General features: G+C 73.6%; 18 protein-coding genes. 11 read left to right on the plus strand and 7 right to left on the minus strand.

What is annotated here, in order from left to right:
* Positions 1–282 precede the first annotated feature (282 nt).
* On the minus strand, positions 283–942 hold the full coding sequence (gene mnmC2, locus BCF33_RS11120; RefSeq protein WP_106160991.1) for a tRNA (5-methylaminomethyl-2-thiouridine)(34)-methyltransferase MnmC2: 660 nt from the start codon (positions 940–942) through the stop codon (positions 283–285).
* Between the two features lie 62 nt (positions 943–1004).
* Between mnmC2 and BCF33_RS11125 the strand changes: the two genes are divergently transcribed.
* From BCF33_RS11125 to BCF33_RS11140, 4 genes are all read left to right on the plus strand, one after another.
* Positions 1005–2048: an NAD(P)/FAD-dependent oxidoreductase gene (locus tag BCF33_RS11125; protein WP_106160992.1), complete on the plus strand. Its 1044-nt coding sequence runs from the start codon at positions 1005–1007 to the stop codon at positions 2046–2048.
* The gene (locus tag BCF33_RS11130) at positions 2045–3676 is read left to right on the plus strand and encodes a thiamine pyrophosphate-dependent enzyme (protein WP_106160993.1); all 1632 of its coding nucleotides are present in this window, start codon (positions 2045–2047) and stop codon (positions 3674–3676) included. Before BCF33_RS11125 ends, BCF33_RS11130 begins: the two co-directional genes overlap by 4 nt.
* Positions 3677–3710: 34 nt before the next feature.
* Complete coding sequence (locus tag BCF33_RS11135; protein ID WP_106160994.1) at positions 3711–4013, plus strand: hypothetical protein; 303 nt, start codon at positions 3711–3713, stop codon at positions 4011–4013.
* Between the two features lie 151 nt (positions 4014–4164).
* Positions 4165–7581: a chromosome segregation SMC family protein gene (locus tag BCF33_RS11140; protein ID WP_106160995.1), complete on the plus strand. Its 3417-nt coding sequence runs from the start codon at positions 4165–4167 to the stop codon at positions 7579–7581.
* Between the two features lie 175 nt (positions 7582–7756).
* On the opposite strand, the gene BCF33_RS11145 is transcribed toward BCF33_RS11140, so the two are convergent.
* Complete coding sequence (locus BCF33_RS11145) at positions 7757–8923, minus strand: lytic murein transglycosylase (RefSeq protein ID WP_106160996.1); 1167 nt, start codon at positions 8921–8923, stop codon at positions 7757–7759.
* A gap of 199 nt (positions 8924–9122) precedes the next feature.
* Here BCF33_RS11145 and BCF33_RS11150 point away from each other — a divergent pair, with 199 nt between their 5' ends.
* Together BCF33_RS11150 and BCF33_RS11155 are read left to right on the plus strand one after the other, a co-directional pair.
* The gene (locus BCF33_RS11150; RefSeq protein WP_106160997.1) at positions 9123–9563 is read left to right on the plus strand and encodes a response regulator; all 441 of its coding nucleotides are present in this window, start codon (positions 9123–9125) and stop codon (positions 9561–9563) included.
* Positions 9564–9604: 41 nt separating this feature from the next.
* Positions 9605–9952 (plus strand): hypothetical protein, encoded by a 348-nt coding sequence (locus BCF33_RS11155; RefSeq protein WP_106161605.1) that lies wholly within the window; start codon positions 9605–9607, stop codon positions 9950–9952.
* Between the two features lie 35 nt (positions 9953–9987).
* On the opposite strand, the gene BCF33_RS11160 is transcribed toward BCF33_RS11155, so the two are convergent.
* From BCF33_RS11160 to BCF33_RS14090, 3 genes are read right to left on the minus strand one after another with little or no spacing between them, the layout of a single operon-like run.
* Entirely contained in the window at positions 9988–11181 is a 1194-nt protein-coding gene (locus BCF33_RS11160) for a MalY/PatB family protein (protein ID WP_106160998.1), read from the minus strand.
* 31 nt (positions 11182–11212) lie between these two features.
* A complete protein-coding gene (locus BCF33_RS11165) occupies positions 11213–11416 on the minus strand; it encodes a helix-turn-helix transcriptional regulator (protein WP_106160999.1) in 204 nt (67 codons plus the stop codon).
* On the minus strand, positions 11413–11826 hold the full coding sequence (locus BCF33_RS14090) for a hypothetical protein (protein ID WP_106161000.1): 414 nt from the start codon (positions 11824–11826) through the stop codon (positions 11413–11415). The genes BCF33_RS11165 and BCF33_RS14090 overlap by 4 nt, the downstream gene beginning before the upstream one ends.
* A gap of 114 nt (positions 11827–11940) precedes the next feature.
* Here BCF33_RS14090 and def (BCF33_RS11175) point away from each other — a divergent pair, with 114 nt between their 5' ends.
* The 5 genes from def (BCF33_RS11175) to BCF33_RS11195 are packed head-to-tail and all read left to right on the plus strand — an operon-like array spanning position 11941 to position 14590.
* On the plus strand, positions 11941–12468 hold the full coding sequence (gene def / locus BCF33_RS11175; protein ID WP_106161001.1) for a peptide deformylase: 528 nt from the start codon (positions 11941–11943) through the stop codon (positions 12466–12468).
* Between the two features lie 4 nt (positions 12469–12472).
* Positions 12473–12922, plus strand: a complete 450-nt coding sequence (gene def / locus BCF33_RS11180; protein WP_106161002.1) for a peptide deformylase — start codon at positions 12473–12475, stop codon at positions 12920–12922.
* Positions 12919–13416 (plus strand): peptide deformylase, encoded by a 498-nt coding sequence (gene def / locus BCF33_RS11185; RefSeq protein ID WP_106161003.1) that lies wholly within the window; start codon positions 12919–12921, stop codon positions 13414–13416. Before def (BCF33_RS11180) ends, def (BCF33_RS11185) begins: the two co-directional genes overlap by 4 nt.
* Positions 13413–14327 carry a methionyl-tRNA formyltransferase gene (fmt, locus tag BCF33_RS11190; RefSeq protein ID WP_106161004.1) on the plus strand — a complete coding sequence of 305 codons (915 nt, stop codon included), beginning with the start codon at positions 13413–13415 and terminating at the stop codon, positions 14325–14327. The genes def (BCF33_RS11185) and fmt overlap by 4 nt, the downstream gene beginning before the upstream one ends.
* 2 nt (positions 14328–14329) lie before the next feature.
* Entirely contained in the window at positions 14330–14590 is a 261-nt protein-coding gene (locus BCF33_RS11195) for a hypothetical protein (protein WP_106161005.1), read from the plus strand.
* A gap of 117 nt (positions 14591–14707) precedes the next feature.
* Here BCF33_RS11195 and BCF33_RS11200 read toward each other — a convergent pair whose 3' ends face one another.
* Both BCF33_RS11200 and bamE read right to left on the minus strand, forming a co-directional pair.
* Positions 14708–16045, minus strand: a complete 1338-nt coding sequence (locus tag BCF33_RS11200) for a TolC family protein (RefSeq protein ID WP_158259410.1) — start codon at positions 16043–16045, stop codon at positions 14708–14710.
* On the minus strand, positions 16042–16476 hold the full coding sequence (bamE, locus tag BCF33_RS11205; RefSeq protein ID WP_158259411.1) for an outer membrane protein assembly factor BamE domain-containing protein: 435 nt from the start codon (positions 16474–16476) through the stop codon (positions 16042–16044). The genes BCF33_RS11200 and bamE overlap by 4 nt, the downstream gene beginning before the upstream one ends.
* Positions 16477–16494 lie beyond the last annotated feature (18 nt).

Consider the following 16494-nt stretch of genomic DNA (forward strand, 5'->3'; position numbering starts at 1 on the left):
GGCCCGCGGGGCGCGGGCAATGTGTTCGGGCGGCCCGCAGGTGCGCGAGCCGATGGGCCAGCGGCTCCATAAAGGCGGCCTCGCAACGCGTCCAGCGGACAAATCCGCCCGCCCCGCCCCGCCGGGCCGCCATGGCGCATGCCTAGCAGGATCCTCCGGCAGCTACCTAGAGCGGCGCCCGCGCGGCGACAGCCCCGGTGCGTCACGCCGCCGCTAGCCGATAGCGGCCCATGGCGGCCCCTGCGGGCAACGGCTGGCGGCGCGGCGCCGGCTGGAACGTCCTCAGGGTCGGCGGGCGACCGTCATGTGCCGCTTGCGGCCGAACCCGCGGCGCCGCTCGACCTCGAGGCCGGCATCGGCCAGCGCCCGGCGGACGCCGCCGGCGGCCGTATAGGTCGCGAGGCGGCCCTCCGGGGCCGTGCGGGCCGCCACGGCGGCCAGCAGCGGCGCCTCCCAGAGGGTGGGATTCCGGGCGGGGGCGAAGCCGTCCAGGAACCAGGCGTCCGCCTCGCCCCGCCATCCCGGCACCGTCGCGCGGGCATCGCCGATGACGATCTCGGCCTCGAGGTCCGGAAGGCGGATCGAGGGCCCCCGCTCCCAGCCGGCGGCGATCTCTCCGGCTTCGCCTGCAATGTCTGGAAAGGCGGCGAGCGCGCGCCGCAGGTCCGCCGGCGGCATCGGATGCGCTTCGAAGCCCGTATAGCGCAGGGGCCCTGCGATGCTCGCCTCGCGCCAGGACCGCAGGGCGGCGGCGAGGTTCAGGCCGGTGCCGAAGCCCAGCTCGGCGATGCGGAACCCCGGGCGGAACCCTTCGGGCAGGCCGCAGCCGCCGAGGAACGTGTGCCGCGTCTCCGCCAGCCCGTCCTCCAGCGAGTAGTAGGGGTCGTCGTATCGCCCCGCCACCGGCACGCCATCCTTCCATTCCGTCACCGGCGAGGTCATGGCATGATCCAACGCCTTCCGCCTGGCGTTGAAAAGGGCTCTTCGACGAAGGGAGGCGCGCGATGGTCGATCTCGTCGTCCGCGGAGCGGGGGTGATCGGGCTGGCCTGCGCCTGGACGGCGCTCCGCCGGGGCGCGCGCGTGGCGATCACCGAGCCGCGCGGGGTCGCCTCGGGCGCGTCGGGGGGCGTCGTCGGCGCGCTCTCGCCGCACGCGCCCGAACGGTGGACGCCGGCGAAGGCGCTGCAGCTTCGCGCGCTCGTCGCCGCCCGCGGCTTCTGGCCCGAGGTCGAGGATGCTTCGGGCATCTCTACCGGATATGCCCGCGCCGGACGCCTCCAGCCACTCGTGGACGAGGCCGCGGTGAGGCGCGCCCGGGACCGGGCCGAAGGCGCATTGCGGCACTGGGGCACGGCCGCCACGTGGGAAGTCGTCTCCGCGCCGGAAGGCTGGGGCCCGGCCAGCGCCACGGGCCTCGTGTTGCGCGACACGTTGGCGGCGCACCTGCACCCGCGCCGGGCCTGCTCCGCCCTCGCCGCCGCCATCCGCGCCGCCGGCGGCACGATCGGACCGGAGGCGGCGCCCGCTGGCGCCCCGGTGATCGAGGCGACGGGCTGGGAAGGGCTGCGGGAGCATGATCTCGGCGCGGGGCAGAAGGGCCAGGGCGCGCTGCTGGGCTTCGACGCCCGGGGCGAGCCGCAGATCTACACCGGCGGGATTCATGTGATCCCCCATCTCGACGGGACGACGGGCATCGGCTCGACCTCGGAGGGCGAATGGACCGATGCCGCGCCCGACGCGGCGGTGGATGCCGTGATCGCCCGTGCCCGCGTCGCCGTCCCGGCCCTCGCGGACGCCCCGGTGATCGAGCGCTGGGGCGCGATCCGCCCCCGCGCCCGCACGCGCGAGCCGGTGATCGGCCGGCTTCCCTCGGGCGCGGTGATCGCTAACGGCGGCTTCAAGATCGGCTTCGGCATCGCGCCGGAGGTGGCGCGGCTGGCGGTGGACCTGGCCCTCGAGGGGCGCGACGACGTGCCCGATGGGATGCGCCCCGGGCCCGCCGCCCCCTTGCCGCCCGACCCGCACCGGGGGAGTGTCCGGCCATGAGGCACGGCGGACGGATCCTGATCGACTTCCTCCGGGCACGGGACGTGTCCCGCGTCTTCCACGTTCCGGGAGAGAGCTTCCTCGCCGCGCTCGACGCCCTGCACGACGCGGGGATCGACCTCGTCACCGCGCGGCAGGAAGGCGGCGCCGCGATGATGGCCGAGGCCCACGCCAAGCTCACGGGCGAGCCCGGGGTCGCCTTCGTCACGCGCGGGCCCGGCGCGGCGAACGCCGCCGCCGGGGTCCACGTCGCGATGCAGGACGGCACGCCCATGCTCCTCTTCGTAGGCGACGTGGCGCGGGCGCAGGCCGGACGGCGCGCTTTTCAGGAGGTGGACTTCGCCGCGATGTGGGGCGCCTTGGCCAAGCACGTGGAGACCTGCCGCGAGACCGCGCGCCTGCCCGAGGTCGCCGCCCGCGCCTGGAACGCCGCCACCTCCGGGCGCCCCGGTCCCGCCGTGGTGACGCTGCCCGAGGACATGCTGGCGGCGGAGGCCGACGCGCCGGACCTGGCGCCCGCGCGGGCCATCCCCCCCGCCGCCGGGACGATGCCGGATGCCGTCGACGCCTTCGCCGCCCGCGCCGAGCGTCCCCTCGTCATCGTCGGCGGCGGGGGCATGACCGAGGAGGCGTCCGAGGCGCTGGGCCTCTGGGCGGCGCATCGCGACCTTCCCGTGGCGGCGGCGTTCCGGCGGCAGGACCACCTGGACAACCGCCACCCCTGCTATGCGGGCGACCTGGGAACGGGGATGAACCCTGCCCTCGCCCGGCGGCTGCGGGGGGCGGACGCCTTGATCCTCCTCGGGGCCGAGCTCGGCGAGATCGAGACTTCGGGCTACGCCCTGGTCCGCCCGGAGGCGCCGCCCCGCATCGCCCAGGTCCACCCCGGCCCGTCCGAGCGGGGGCGCCTCTGGCCTGCGGACCCGTTCTGCGCGATCCACCCCTCCTGCCTGCTTCCGCACATGCCCAAGGGCGGCGGCCCCGGCCCCCGCGCCGCCGCCGCCCATGCCGAATGGAAGGAATGGCGCGAGGGCGGCGCCTCGCCCGGGGCGCTGCGTCTGGAGAACGCGATCCGCCATCTCTCGGACGCCCTACCGGAGGACGCGATCGTGACCAACGGCGCGGGCAACTACGCCGCCTGGCTGCACCGGCATTTCGTCTGGAAGCGGCCCGGCACGCAGGGCGCGCCGGCCTCGGGCTCGATGGGCTACGGCCTGCCCGCCGCCATCGCCGCAGCCCTCATCCATCCGGCGCGCGAGGTCGTGGCGCTGGCCGGGGACGGCTGCTTCCAGATGACCTCTCAGGAATTGGCGACGGCCGCGCAGCACGGGGCGGGCCTCGTGCTGATAGTGGTGGACAACGGCCGCTACGGCACCATCCGCATGCACCAGGAGATGCGCTATCCCGCGCGCCGCGCGGGCACGGACCTCCGCAACCCGGACTTCGTCGCCCTGGCCCGCGCCCATGGCGGGGAAGGCTGGCGCGTGGAGGCGGACGGCGCCTTCCCGGAGGCGCTGGAGGGCGCGCGCGCCACAGCGCGGGCCGGACGGGTCGGGTTGATCCACCTGATCCAGGACCCCGAAGCGCTGACCACCTCGCGCACCCTCTCGGAGGTCCGGGGCGGTTAACCCTTTCTCAACGACTCGGAGGCAAGGTCAGGGGATGCGCCTTCTTCTTGTCATCCTCCTCCTTGCCGCCTGCTCGGGACCGCAGCCCGCCTTCCGCGGCGTACCCGCCGCCACGGTGCAGCGCGACGGCTTCACCTTCCACGTCCGCCGTTCGGGCGGCGAGGTCGAGCTGGTGCGTACCGGCTTCGTGCCGCCGCGGCGCCTGCCGCGCGCCTATCCGGCCGCTCTCGCGGCCGCGCGGGCGGCCACCGGGTGCGTGCCGATCCCGGGCAGCCTTTCCGGCGATCCGGCCGTGATCCGCCTCTCCGTCCGCTGCGATCCGGACGGGAGCGGCTGAAGCGCCGGGAAGCCCGCCGCCGGTAACCTGGAACGGACGGACGAAGACGATCAGGACGGTGAGGGTCGATGAGGGGTCGCGGCGACGGCGTTGACCGCGAATCACCCTTGCGGTTGTATGCCCGCGTCGATCCAACCGCAGGTACCCTGCCTTGCAATTCATCCGGCTGCGTCTCAACGGCTTCAAGAGCTTCGTCGATCCGACGGAGCTGGTGATCGCGCCGGGGCTGACCGGGGTGGTCGGGCCGAACGGCTGCGGCAAGTCCAACCTCCTCGAGGCCCTGCGCTGGGTGATGGGCGAGAACCGGCCTTCGGCCATGCGCGGCGGCGGGATGGAGGACGTGATCTTCGCCGGCACCGCGACCCGTCCCGCGCGGCACTTCGCGGAAGTCCAACTCGACCTCGACAACTCGGACCGCACCGCGCCCGCCGCGTTCAACCATCACGCGAGCATCGACGTCACCCGCCGCATCACGCGCGAGGCCGGATCGGCCTACAGGGCCGCCGGCGGCGAGGTGCGCGCACGCGACGTGCAGATGCTGTTCGCGGACGCCTCGACGGGCGCGCATTCGCCCGCTCTGGTCCGGCAGGGGCAGATCGCCGGGCTGATCGGGGCGAAGCCCAAGGCCCGCCGGCGCATCCTGGAGGAGGCGGCGGGGATCTCGGGCCTCTACCAGCGCCGCCACGAGGCCGAGCTGAAGCTGCGGGGGGCGGAGGGCAACCTGGACCGGGTCGAGGACCTTCTCGAGGCGCTGGCCCAGCAGCTCTCGCAGCTGGCGCGGCAGGCACGGGCGGCGGCCCGCTACCGCGAGATCGGCCAGCGGCTGCGCCTTGCGGAGGGTGCCCTCCTCTGGCGTCGCTGGCAGGAGGCCGACGACGTCCTCGAGGAAGCGCGCGCCGCCCTGCAGGGGTGCCTGGTCGATGCGGGCCGCGCGGAGGCCGCCGCGCGCGGGGCCGCCCAGGCGCGCGAGGAAGCCGATGCCGGCCTTCCCCCCGTGCGCGAGGAGGAGGCCGTCGCTGGCGCGATCGTCCAACGCGCCACGGTGGAGCGGGACAAGGTGCGGGACCGGCTGGGCCGGGCCGAGGGCGCGATTCGGTCGATAGAGGGTCGTCTCGGCCAGATAGAGCAGGACTTCGCACGGCAGGACGCTCAGCAGGGCGACGCCGCGGGGGCGATGGGCGCCTTAGGCGAGGAACGGGATGCGCTCGCCGCGAAGGGGCAGGGCGAGCGAGCGCGCATCGCGGAGGCCGAGGTCGCCGCGCAGGCAGCGGCGGCGGGGTTGGGTGAAGCGGAGGCGCGCGGGGATCGCGCCAGAGAATTCGCAGCCCGTCTCGCCGCCCGCCACCAATCGGCCACGGCGCGGGCCGAGGAGACGGCACGCGCCGCCGCGCGCCTCGCCGCCGCGGCCGGGGAGGCCGCGAAAGGCCTTGACGCGGCGCAGGAGGCTGCGAAGGGGACGGAGGTGCATGCCGGAGAGGCGCGCAAGGCGGCCGAGGTGGCGGGCGAGGCCGCCGAACGGGCCGAGGCGGCGCTGCTGCAGGCGGATGCCGCCCGTGCCGACGCCGTTCAGGCCGAGGCGGTCGCACGGGCAGCGGAAGCCGAGGCGTCAGGCGGGGCAGGCGCGATCCGGGCCGAGGTTCGCGCGCTCGGGCGTCTTCTCGCCGCGGGGCGAGGGGACGCGCCCCTCCTGGATGCGGTGTCGGTCGAGCCGGGCTATGAAGCCGCCCTGGGCGCCGCCCTGGGAGAGGAGCTTCAGACGGCCGAGGCCGACTGGGCCGTTCTGCCCGATCTCTCCTCGGCTGCGCTTCCCCCGGGGGCCGAGCCGCTGGCCGGACATGTCCGCGCGCCTGCCGCCCTGTCCCGCCGTCTCGCCCTCGTCGGGGTGGTGGAGGGCGTGCCCGACAGGGCCGCGATGAGGCCGGGGGTCCGGCTCGTGTCGCGCGAGGGCGCGCTCTGGCGGTGGGACGGGCTGGGCCGCCCCGCGGGCGAGGGCGGCGCCGCTGCGATGCGGCTGGCGCAGCGCAACCGGCTGGCGGCGCTGGCAGCCGATCTGAGCGCGGCGGAGGCACGGGCCGAGGCCGCGGCCCAAGACCACGCCGCTGCCAAGGCCGCCGCACGGGAGGCGGTGGAGGCCGACCGCTTCGCCCGCGCCGCCCGTGAGGCCTCGGGGCGCGAGGCCGCCCGCACCGCCCGCGATCTGGCCTCCGCGGAGGCGGCGGGGGAGCTGGCCAAGGGCCGGATCGAGACCTTGGACGCGCAGGCCGCCCGCCTCCACGAGGAGGCCGCCGCCGCGGAGGAGGCCCGGAGGGAGGCCGCCGCCGCGCTCGAGGGGCTGGGCGACGCCGACGCCGCCCGCGCGGAGGCCGAGATGTCCCGCCGAGAGGTCGCCGAGGCACGCGAGGCGATGACCACGGCGCGGGACGCCCTCGCCGCGGCCCGGCGCGAGGCGGAGGCCCGGGCCGCCCGTCTCGCGCAGGTCGAGAAGGATCTTGCCGGCTGGACCAAGCGCGTCCTCGCCGCGGACGGCCATGCCGCCGAGCTTCACCGCCGGCGCGAGAAGGCCGAGGCGGACCTTCTCGCCGCACGAGGAGCCCCTGCCGATCTGAGGGAGCGGCTGGCCGGCATCGACGGCGAGCTGAAGGAGGCGAAGGCGCGGCTCGCCGCCGCCGAGGAAGCACGTCGCCTCGCCGAGACGGCGCAGCGCGAGGCGCAGATCGCCGAGCGGGACGCCGAACGGCGCGCCGGCGAGGCCCGCGAGGCCCGCGTCCGCGCGGAAGCCCGGGCCTCCGCGGCGGCCGAGACCCGCGCCGCCGTCGATGCTCGCATCCGCGAGGAGACGGAGGCGGGGCCGGACGAGCTGCTCGCCGCCCTGGGCGATCCGGCCGCGCTCCCCCCGGTGGAGAAGGCGGAGGCCGACCTCGCTGGGCTGCGCCGCCAGCGCGAGGCGATGGGCGCGGTGAACCTGCGCGCGGAGGAGGATGCCGAAGAGGTCCGCGTCGAGCACGACGTCCTTGGGGCGGAGGCGGAGGACCTGCGCGGGGCCATCGACCGCCTCCGCAGGGGCATCGCGGAGCTGAACCGCGAGGGGCGCCAGCGCCTTCTCGACGCGTTCGGGACGGTGAACCGCAACTTCGGTACCCTCTTCACCCACCTCTTCGGAGGTGGCGAGGCGCGGCTTGAGCTGGTCGAGGCGGACGACCCGCTAGAGGCGGGACTCGAGATTCTCTGCCAGCCGCCGGGCAAGAAGCTATCCACGCTCTCGCTCCTTTCGGGGGGCGAGCAGACGCTGACGGCGATGGCGCTGATCTTCGCGGTGTTCCTCGCCAATCCAGCGCCGATCTGCGTGCTCGACGAGGTCGACGCCCCGCTCGACGACGCGAACGTCACACGGTTCTGCGACCTTCTCGACGAGATGACCAAGCGCACGGACACGCGCTTCCTGATCATCACGCACCACGCCATCACCATGAGCCGGATGGACCGTCTCTTCGGGGTCACGATGGTCGAGCAGGGGGTCAGCCAACTCGTCTCCGTCGATCTCGGCCGAGCAGAGGCGCTGGTCGCGTGACGTAGGGAACGCCCCGCAGCGCGGGGTGGCGCCACCACCGCTCGGCAAGGGGCCTGCTCGTACTTTCCGGGCCTCCGCCGCGCCGCCGGCCGGCAGATCGCCGCCAGCAGCTCGCCGGGGGCTCGCCTCGCAAATCGGCGGGCCGGGGGCGTCGAAGCCCCGATCGGCCGGCAGGCTAGAGCGCGCCGAGGAGGCGCGCGTCCGGCCAGCCGTCCACGGGCAGGCCGAGGCGCGCCTGCTCCGCCCGGACGGCCGCGCGGGTGCCCGCGCCGAGGATGCCGTCGACCTCGCCCACGTCGTGGCCGCGCGCCGCCAGGCGGCGCTGAAGCTCGCGCATCTCCCCGTCGCCGATGCCGGGGCGGGGGTTGCCGGAATCGAAGACGGGCGCGCCTTCCAGGCGGGTGGCGAGGTAGGCGGCCGTGATGGCGTAGGTCAGGGACTGGTTCCACTCGAGATAGACGCCGAAGTTCGGGAAGGCGAGGAAGGCCGGCCCATTCGCGCCCTGCGGCAGCAGCAGCGCGGCCGGAAGGTCGGCCGGGGCGTCCCCCGTCCGGGGCACGACGCCCAAGTCGCGCCATTCGGACATGGGGCGCCGTCCCTCCAAGCCGGAGACGGCGGGGTCGAGGCCGGCGGGCACCACCGCCTCCAGCAGCCACGGCTCGCCCGGGCGCCATCCCAGCCCCGCCAGCATCCGCGCGCCGGAGACGAGGGCGTCGGGCGCCGACCCCTTCAGGTCCACGCGGCCGTCCCCGTCCGCGTCCGTACCGTGGTTCAGGATGTCCTCGGGCAGCATCTGCACCATCCCGATCTCGCCCGCCCAGGCGCCCGTGGTGCCCGCGGGATCGAACCCGCCCCGCTCGTAGAGGTCGAGGGCCGCGAAGATCTGCGGTCGGAACAGTTCGGGCCGGCGGCAGTCATGGGCGAGGGTCACGAGGGAGTTCAGCGTCCCGTAGTCGCCCTGGAAGGCGCCGTAATCCGTCTCGAGCGCCCAGAAGGCCAGCATCACGCCGGCGGGAATGCCCGTCTCGCCTTCGATGCGGTCGAAGACGGGGGCGTGGCGGTCCGCGTTCTGGCGGCCCGCCTCTATCCGGCTACCCGAGATGATGCGCCGCGCGAAGTCCGTGAAGGGGAGCTGGAACACCCCTTGGCGCCTGTCGGCGGCAAGCGTCCGTTCGTCCTGGCGGACGCCTGCGAGGAAGGCGTCGACCGTCGCCGCGTCATGGCCCCCGGCGACCGCCTCGGCGCGCAGGCCGTCCAGGAAGGCGGGAAAGGGACCTCCGCAGTCCTGCGCGGCGGCGGGCGCGGCGAGAAGCGCGAGGACGAGGGCGAGCGGTCGGGGCATGGCGTTCCTCCGTGCGGTGCGTTGCGGGCGATGGCGCGCATGTCGGCCGATGGCAAGGCCACGTCGGGGGCGCTCCACGGGCCTCCCCCAGAATGGGGGGTGACACCGGATGCAAGGATGGGTTCTCCTGCGACTCGGATTCCAAGGGTCCTGTCCGTTGCGGTGGATCGTCGCGGGGGCGGGCGGGGGACATGATACGATGCACGTTCTGATCGTGGAGCCGGACGCCGCGCTTTCGGCGCTTTGGGCGAGGGTCCTGCGCAGGCTGGGCCACCAGGTCTTCGAGGCGCGCGGGCAGCGCGACGCGGTGAGGACGATCCGGGAGCGCGCGGTCGAGGTGATCATCCTCGACCTCGTCCTCGAGGAGGGATCCGCCATCGCCACGGCGGACTACGCCGGCTATGCGCGCCCGGACGCGCAGGTCATAACCGTCACTTCCTCGTCCTTTTTCTCGGACGGCTCGATCTTCCAGCACATGCCCAACGCGCGCGCCTTCGTCCGCACGGGCACCTCGCCCGAGGACCTCGCCGCCATGGCCGAGCACTACGGCGGCGTCCTCGGCCGATCGTCGCCGGGCGCGGCGCCCGGCCGCCGGGACGCGGAACTCCCGCCTCTTTCCGGCGTTGCCGACTCGCCATGATGTCGCAAGGCCGTGCGGGTCCTGCGATGGGGGAGATCGCCATGACAACCTTCCTTCCGCCCGAGATGATCGAGGACGTCGCCGCCGCCCGCCATGCCCGTGCCGCCGCCCGCAGCCGGCTGCGCGTCAGGGTCGGCACGGCGAGCTTCCCCGTGCTGCGCGAGACGGCGCGAGGCTTCGCGCTCGCGTTGTCGGACGCCCCCCGCCTCCGGGGGCATGTGGACCTCTATGACGGGGCGGTGCACCGGACGAGCTGCCTCATCGTCGCTTCGGAGGCCGAGGGCGGCGAGATGTATTACGAGTACAAGCGCGCCACCCCGATCGCCGACACGCCCGCCATCGACTACGAGCGGGCGCCGGACGCGCCGGTCGCCCTCCTCATGCACTGACGATCGCGCCCCTGTTCCGGGGACGCGCGCCGCGGCTACTGAAGATCGCCGAAGGCGGCGGAGAGGCGCTCGCACGCCTCGGCGACCTGGGCACGGGGGGCGGCGATGTTGAAGCGCAGCCAGGTATCCGCGCCCTTGCCGAAGGTGGGCCCGTGGTTCACCGCGATGCGGGCGTCCCGCTCGACGCGGCGCGTGAACTCCTCCCGCGGCATGCCGGTGCCGGCGAAGTCGACCCAGGAGAGATAGGTCGCCTCCAGCGGCATGGAGCGCAGGCCGGGAACGTTCTCGACGGCCCTGTCGAAGAGCCGCCTGTTGCCGTCGAGATAGTCCATCAGCCCGTCCACCCAAGCCGCGCCCCGGGGTGAGTAGGCGGCCGTCGTCATGAAGAGGCCGAAGCTGTTGGGCGACATCCCAAGGGCGGCCATCCGGGCAGCGAAGCGCGCGCGCAGCCCTTCGTCCGGTACGGTCACGTTGCCGGTGTGGGAGCCTGCGATGTTGAAGGTCTTGGTGGTCGCCGTCATCATCACGAGGCGGTCCTCGATCCCTTCGATGGCGGTCATCGGAACGTGGCGATGGCCGGGATAGACCAGGTCGTGGTGGATTTCGTCCGAGACGAGGACGAGATCGTGGCGCCGGGCGAAGGCAGCGACGCGCTCCAGCTCCTCCCGGGTCCAGACGCGCCCACCGGGATTGTGGGGCGAGCAGAGGATCAGCATCCGCTCGTGGCCCTTCAGCTGGGCATCGAAAGCTTCGAACGCCTCCTCGCTCAGCACGTAGCGTCCCTCTTCGATCGGCATCTCCAGCTCGACCAGATCGCGGCCGGAGGCGCGGATCACGCGGGCGAAGGCATGATAGACGGGGGTCAGGAGGACCACGCCGTCGCCGGGCGCGGTGAATGCGTCGATGCACATGCCCGTGCCGTTCACCAGACCATGGGTGGTGAAGATCGCCTCTGGGTCAACGTCCCATCCGTGCCGCTCGCTCATCCACCAGCGGATGGCCTCGATGTAGCGCGAATCATCCCCGAAATAGCCGTAGATGCCGTGATCCAGCATCCCCTGCAGAGCGTCCTGGATCACCTCTGGGGGGCGGAACTCCATGTCCGCCACCCACATGGCGATGCCGTCCTCCGGCGGGACGCCGTAGATCGGCTCCATCATGTCCCACTTCACGCAGTGGGTGCCGCGGCGGTCGATGATCGTGTCGAAGCGGGGATCGTGATCTGTCATCCGTTCCGAATGGTGGGGCCGGATGCGGAGGTCAATCCGGGGGCAGGGCGAAGAGGTCCTCGACCCGGGCGCCGAGCGCGGCTGCGAGGCGCAGCGCTAGCTCGGTGGAGGGGACGAAGACGCCGTTCTCGATCGTGTTCACCGTCTTGCGGGAGACCCCGACCGCATCGGCGAGGGCGGCCTGCGTCAGCCCGGCCGCTTCCCTGTGCGCGCGCAGGCGCACGATCAGCCTCACCCGCGCGCCCGCCTCGCCTCGGCGATCAGCACCAGCACGAAAGGCACCGCCGCCGCCAGGAAGCCGATCATCGGAACGTAGCGGTCGTATCCCATCCCGATCGCCTCCGGCCCCCAGCCGATCGAGGCGAACGCGCCGACCGCGGCCCAGTAGCCGGCCGCCTGCGCCCTGAGCCAGAGGGCCGTCGCGCCCTCGTCATGCGCGGCCTCGACGGCGGCGCGCGGCAGCGCGAAGGCCGCCACGAAGACCAGCGCGGCGGTCCCCAGCCCGAAGGCGAGCGACGCCCAGGCCGGCACCCGGTCCAGCAGCCCCGCCGCCCCGAGCCCGGCGAAGAGGAGGAAGGCCGCCCCTAGGACGGCGTAGGCCCCCAGGCGGATCATCTCGGCGGCGCGTTCGGCGGGGCGGGGCATGGCGGGCCTCCTGGCGTAACCTGCGGATTGCATGTTCCCAGCCTGGAGGGTAACGTCAAGGTTACACGCCGCGCCCCGATTGCGCCTTGGCGCCTCGCCGCCTATCTCCCCTTCATGGCGATCCGACCGATCCTCCTGCACCCGGATTCCCGGCTCAAGAAGCGCGCCGCCCCGATCGGCGTGCCCACGAACGCGCACCGCGCCTTGGCCGAGGACATGCTGGCCACCATGTACGACGCGCCGGGCATCGGCCTTGCCGCGCCGCAGGTCGGCGTGCTCGAGCGGATGATCGTCATGGACTGCGAGAAGGAGGAGGGCGCGACGCCCCGCCCCCTCGTCTTGATCGACCCGGAGATCGCCTGGTCCTCCGAGGAGCGGAACGTCTACGAGGAAGGGTGCCTCTCCATACCCGAGCAGTTCGCCGACGTGGAGCGGCCCTCGGCCGTGACCGTCCGATGGACCGATCCCGGCGGCGAACGGCGGGAGGAGACTTTCGACGGTCTGTGGGCGACCTGCGTGCAGCACGAGATCGACCATCTCGACGGGGTGCTCTTCATCGACCACGTGGGCCCGATGAAGCGCCAGCTCATCACGCGCAAGGCGCTGAAGATGAAGAAGGAACGCGCGAGGGAGGCGTCCTGAGCCCTTGCCCGTCCGCCCGATCGTCCTTCATCCCGACGAACGCCTCCGTGCGGTCTGCGCGCCCGTGGGCGCGGTGACGGGGCAGGTGCGGGCGCTAGCCGACGACCTTCTGGAGACGATGTACGACGCGGGTGGAAGGGGTCTCGCGGCGCCGCAGGTCGGGGTGCTGCGCCGACTGTTCGTGATGGACGTCGGCTGGAAGGACGGCGAGGCCGCGCCCGTCGTGATGGTCGACCCGGAGGTGCTGGACCTCTCCGAGGCGCGAGGCGGGACCGAGGAGGCGTGCCTCTCGATCCCCGGCGAGCCGCGCCGGGTGATGCGTCCTTCGGAGGTGACGATGGCCTGGACCGCCTTTGGGGGCGAGCGGGTCCACCGCCGCCTGCGGGGCATGGAAGCGCGCTGCGCCCAGCACGAGCTGGACCATCTGGACGGCGTGCTGATCCTCGACCGATGAGCGGCTTCGTTCCCTGGCCAGCCCCCGTGCTCCGCTCGCCCGCCGCCCCGGTGGGCGAGGTGACGGAGGAGCATCGCGACATCTGGGACCGGATGGTCGAGGCGATGGAGGCGATGCCTGGCGTGGGCCTCGCGGCGCCGCAGATCGGGATCGGGTTGCGCCTGGCCGTCGTGGATGCCTCGGAGGGGCGAGGGCGGGCCGTGCGCTTGGCGGATCCGGAGATCGTGCGAACCTGGGAGGGCGAGGCGACGCACTGGGAGGGCTCGCCCAACGTCCGCGGCCGGGACGGAAGGATGCTGGGCGCCGAGGTCACGCGGCCCGCACGGATCGAGGTGGCCTTCACCGACGAGCGGAACAGACGCCTCTCCAAAGGGTTCGACGGGATCTGGGCGGCGTCCGTCCAGCACCAGATCGACCATCTCGATGGGCGCATGTTCTTCGACCGGCTGTCGCGGACGCGGCGGCACATGCTCTTGCGGAAGGCACGGCGATGAGGATCGCGTTCATGGGTACGCCGGAGTTCTCCGTTCCCGCGCTGGAGGCGCTGGTGGAGGCCGGGCACGAGGTGGCGGCGGTCTATTCGCAGCCGCCCCGAAAGGCGGGACGCGGCCAGCGCGAGCGCCCCTCGCCCGTCCATGCTCGTGCCGACGCGCTGGGGCTGAAGGTGTGGACTCCCCGCACCTTGCGCGACGAGGGCGAGCAGGCCGTCTTCGCCGCGCTGGGATGCGACGTGGCGGTCGTGGTGGCCTATGGTCTGATCCTGCCCAGGCCCGTCCTCGAAGCGCCCAGGCAGGGATGCCTGAACATCCACGCCTCCCTCCTGCCGCGCTGGCGGGGAGCGGCGCCGATCCACCGGGCCGTGATGGCCGGGGACTCGGAGACTGGCGTCTGCATCATGCGGATGGAGGAGGGGCTGGATACCGGACCGGTCCTCCTGCGCGAGGCGATCCGGATCGGCGAGACGGACACGACCGGGGACGTGTCGGACCGGCTGTCCGGGATGGGCGCGCGGATGATCGCCGAGGCGCTGGAGCGGCTGCCGGACCTCGCGGAGGCGCCGCAGGGGGAGGAAGGGGTCACCTACGCGGCCAAGGTGGAGAAGGCCGAAACGCCTATCGACTGGCTGCGCCCGGCGGGTGATGTCGCCCGTCATGCCAACGGCCTGGCCCCGTTCCCCGGCGCCTGGACCGTTCGCGGCGGCAGGCGCCTCAAGCTCCTGCGCGCGCGTGCCGTTCCCGGCGAGGGAGTGCCCGGCACGGCCCTTGCCCGGCCCGGGCTGCGCGTCGCCTGCGGCACGGGCGTGGTGGAACTCCTGGAGATTCAGGCGGAGGGGCGTGCGAAGCAGGACGCGGCCGCCTATCTGCACGGAAATCCCGTCGCGCCGGGCGACGTCTTCGGAGGATAGCGATGTTCCTGGGTCTGTTCGGCAGCGTCGTGATCGCCGGGATCGTCGGATACTTGGCCGAGAAGTGGGGCTGGACGCATAACGGGATCCTTCCCTCCATTGTGATCGCGGTGGGGGGCGTGTTCCTTCTCTACTTCGTGCGGATCATGTTCGGGCTGCGGATCGGCTCGCCCGGGGTGGATGCGATCATCGGCGCCGTCGGGGCGCTCGCGCTGATCCCGACGGAGGCGTCCTATCGCCGTAAGCAGCGGAAACGGCGCTGACGCGGGGGGCTCGCGGCGAGGGCCACGCTGCCGGAGGATGCGCCGCCCGGCGGTCCCCGAACCGATGACGGGGGCCTTAGGCGCGGCCCCGGCACGGCTCGCCCTCGGACGGGCCCGCTAGGCGGGGCCGGACAGGGGAAGGTCGTACAAGGTCGTGCCCTCGACGCCGACGACGCTGCGCAGCCGGTCCTCGGAGGCCGCGCAGCCGAGAAGGTCCGCGGCCAGTTCGGAGCGCAGCTCGACCAGCTGGGCCTGCCGGTCGTAGAACGCCTCCTCGTTGTCGAGAAGCTCGGCGATGCGCCGGGTCCCCAACTCGAGGTATTGGTCGCGGTAGATCCCGCGGGCCTCGCCCAGAAGGTCGATTTGGCTCTGAAGAAGGGCGATCCGCTGCTCGGCGGCGGCGATGTCGCGCAGCCGGCCGCGGGTTCGCAGCACCGTTTCGCGCCGCGCCGCGGCGACCGCGGCTTCGGCGGCCTCGCGCTCGGCCAGGGCGGCATCGGCGGCGGCGGAGAGCGCTCCGCCCCTCAGCAGGTCGGAATCCACCGAGACGTCGAGGCCCATCCGCATGCGGCCATCGCCCTCGGTCCGCCGTGCGACGGGTTCGACCGACAGGCTGGGCAGACGCGCGGCCTCGGCATCGGCCAGCGCCAGATCGGCCTTGGCGAGACGCAGCCGCGCGACGAGGACATCGCCGGCGTCGTCGGGTGCGGCGCAGCTCTCAGGCCGGATGGCGGGCACCGTGCCGCCGCGCGACTGGCCGGTCAGCACCGCGAGGCGGTCGCGCGCCTCGGCGAGCGCGAGCTCGGCGTCCCGGGCCTCGAACCGGGCGGCGCGAACGCGGATGCGGGTCTCCAAAAGGTCCGAGCGCGGCGCGGCGCCGATCGCGGTGCGCTCCGCGATGCGGTCCTGAAGGGTCTCCATGGCAGCGACTTGGTCCTCTCGCACCTCCAGCAGGCGGACGTTGGCGCGCACCGCGTCATAGGCGACCAGGATCTCGACGATGGCCTCGTCCACCGCTTCCTGGAACGTGACGTAGCCGATCCGCATGTCCATGTCGGAGGCGGTGACGGCCCGCCCGGTCCGGCCGAAATCGACGAGAAGCTGGCGCCCGCGCAGCTCGGCGCCCGCCGCGCGGCTGGCCGCGTCGCCGACACCCCCGCCGATCGACAGCCCGAGGGCCGGGAAGCGGGCGGCACGCTGGATGCGGATCGCGTCGGCGGCGGCTGCGACCTCGCCAGCGGCGGTCCTGACCTCCGGGCTGAGGGACAGACCGGTCCGGACCACGGCGCGGGCGTCGTCCCCTTCCGCCGCGACGAGCGGCGTGAGGCCCTCCGTCCGCGCGATGAGCCTCGCCTCCAGACCGTCTGGCGCCGGAAGGGAGCACGCCCCCAGGATCACCGCCGCGGCGGCGGGCGCGAGGGTACGGCCCCGGCGTGCGGCCCGGGCGCCGGTCACGGTGCCCGGCGCCTGCCGCCGCGGACCACCGCTGCGCATTGCGGACGCCTCCAGACCGTCTCCTCCACCCGGCCGGCCGCGTCGAAGTAGACCCGGTACTGACATACGAGGCGGTTCGCCTGGGGGTAGTCGAGTGAGAGGTCGTAGTTCCACGACCCGTCCGCATAGGCTGAGACGGGGCGGCCCAGCGCACGGACCAGATCGGCCTTCGTGCCGCCGACGCGGACCTGCCGGATCTGCGCGACGCTTCGCGGGATCCCCACGCGGGAGAAGGCGGCGTCCATGCTCTCGTAGGGGCGGGAGACACGGGGAAAGCCGCGATCGGGATCGACAACGTCGAGCTCCGCGGCGGCGGGACCGGGAAGCGACGCGCCCCCGAACGCAATGGCGAGGCTGAGGGCGAGAGCGGCGGGAAGGCGGGTGGCGTTCATGTCTGGTTCCTTGTCGGA

The sequence above is a fragment of the Hasllibacter halocynthiae genome, assembly GCF_003003095.1.
Lineage (GTDB): Bacteria > Pseudomonadota > Alphaproteobacteria > Rhodobacterales > Rhodobacteraceae > Hasllibacter > Hasllibacter halocynthiae.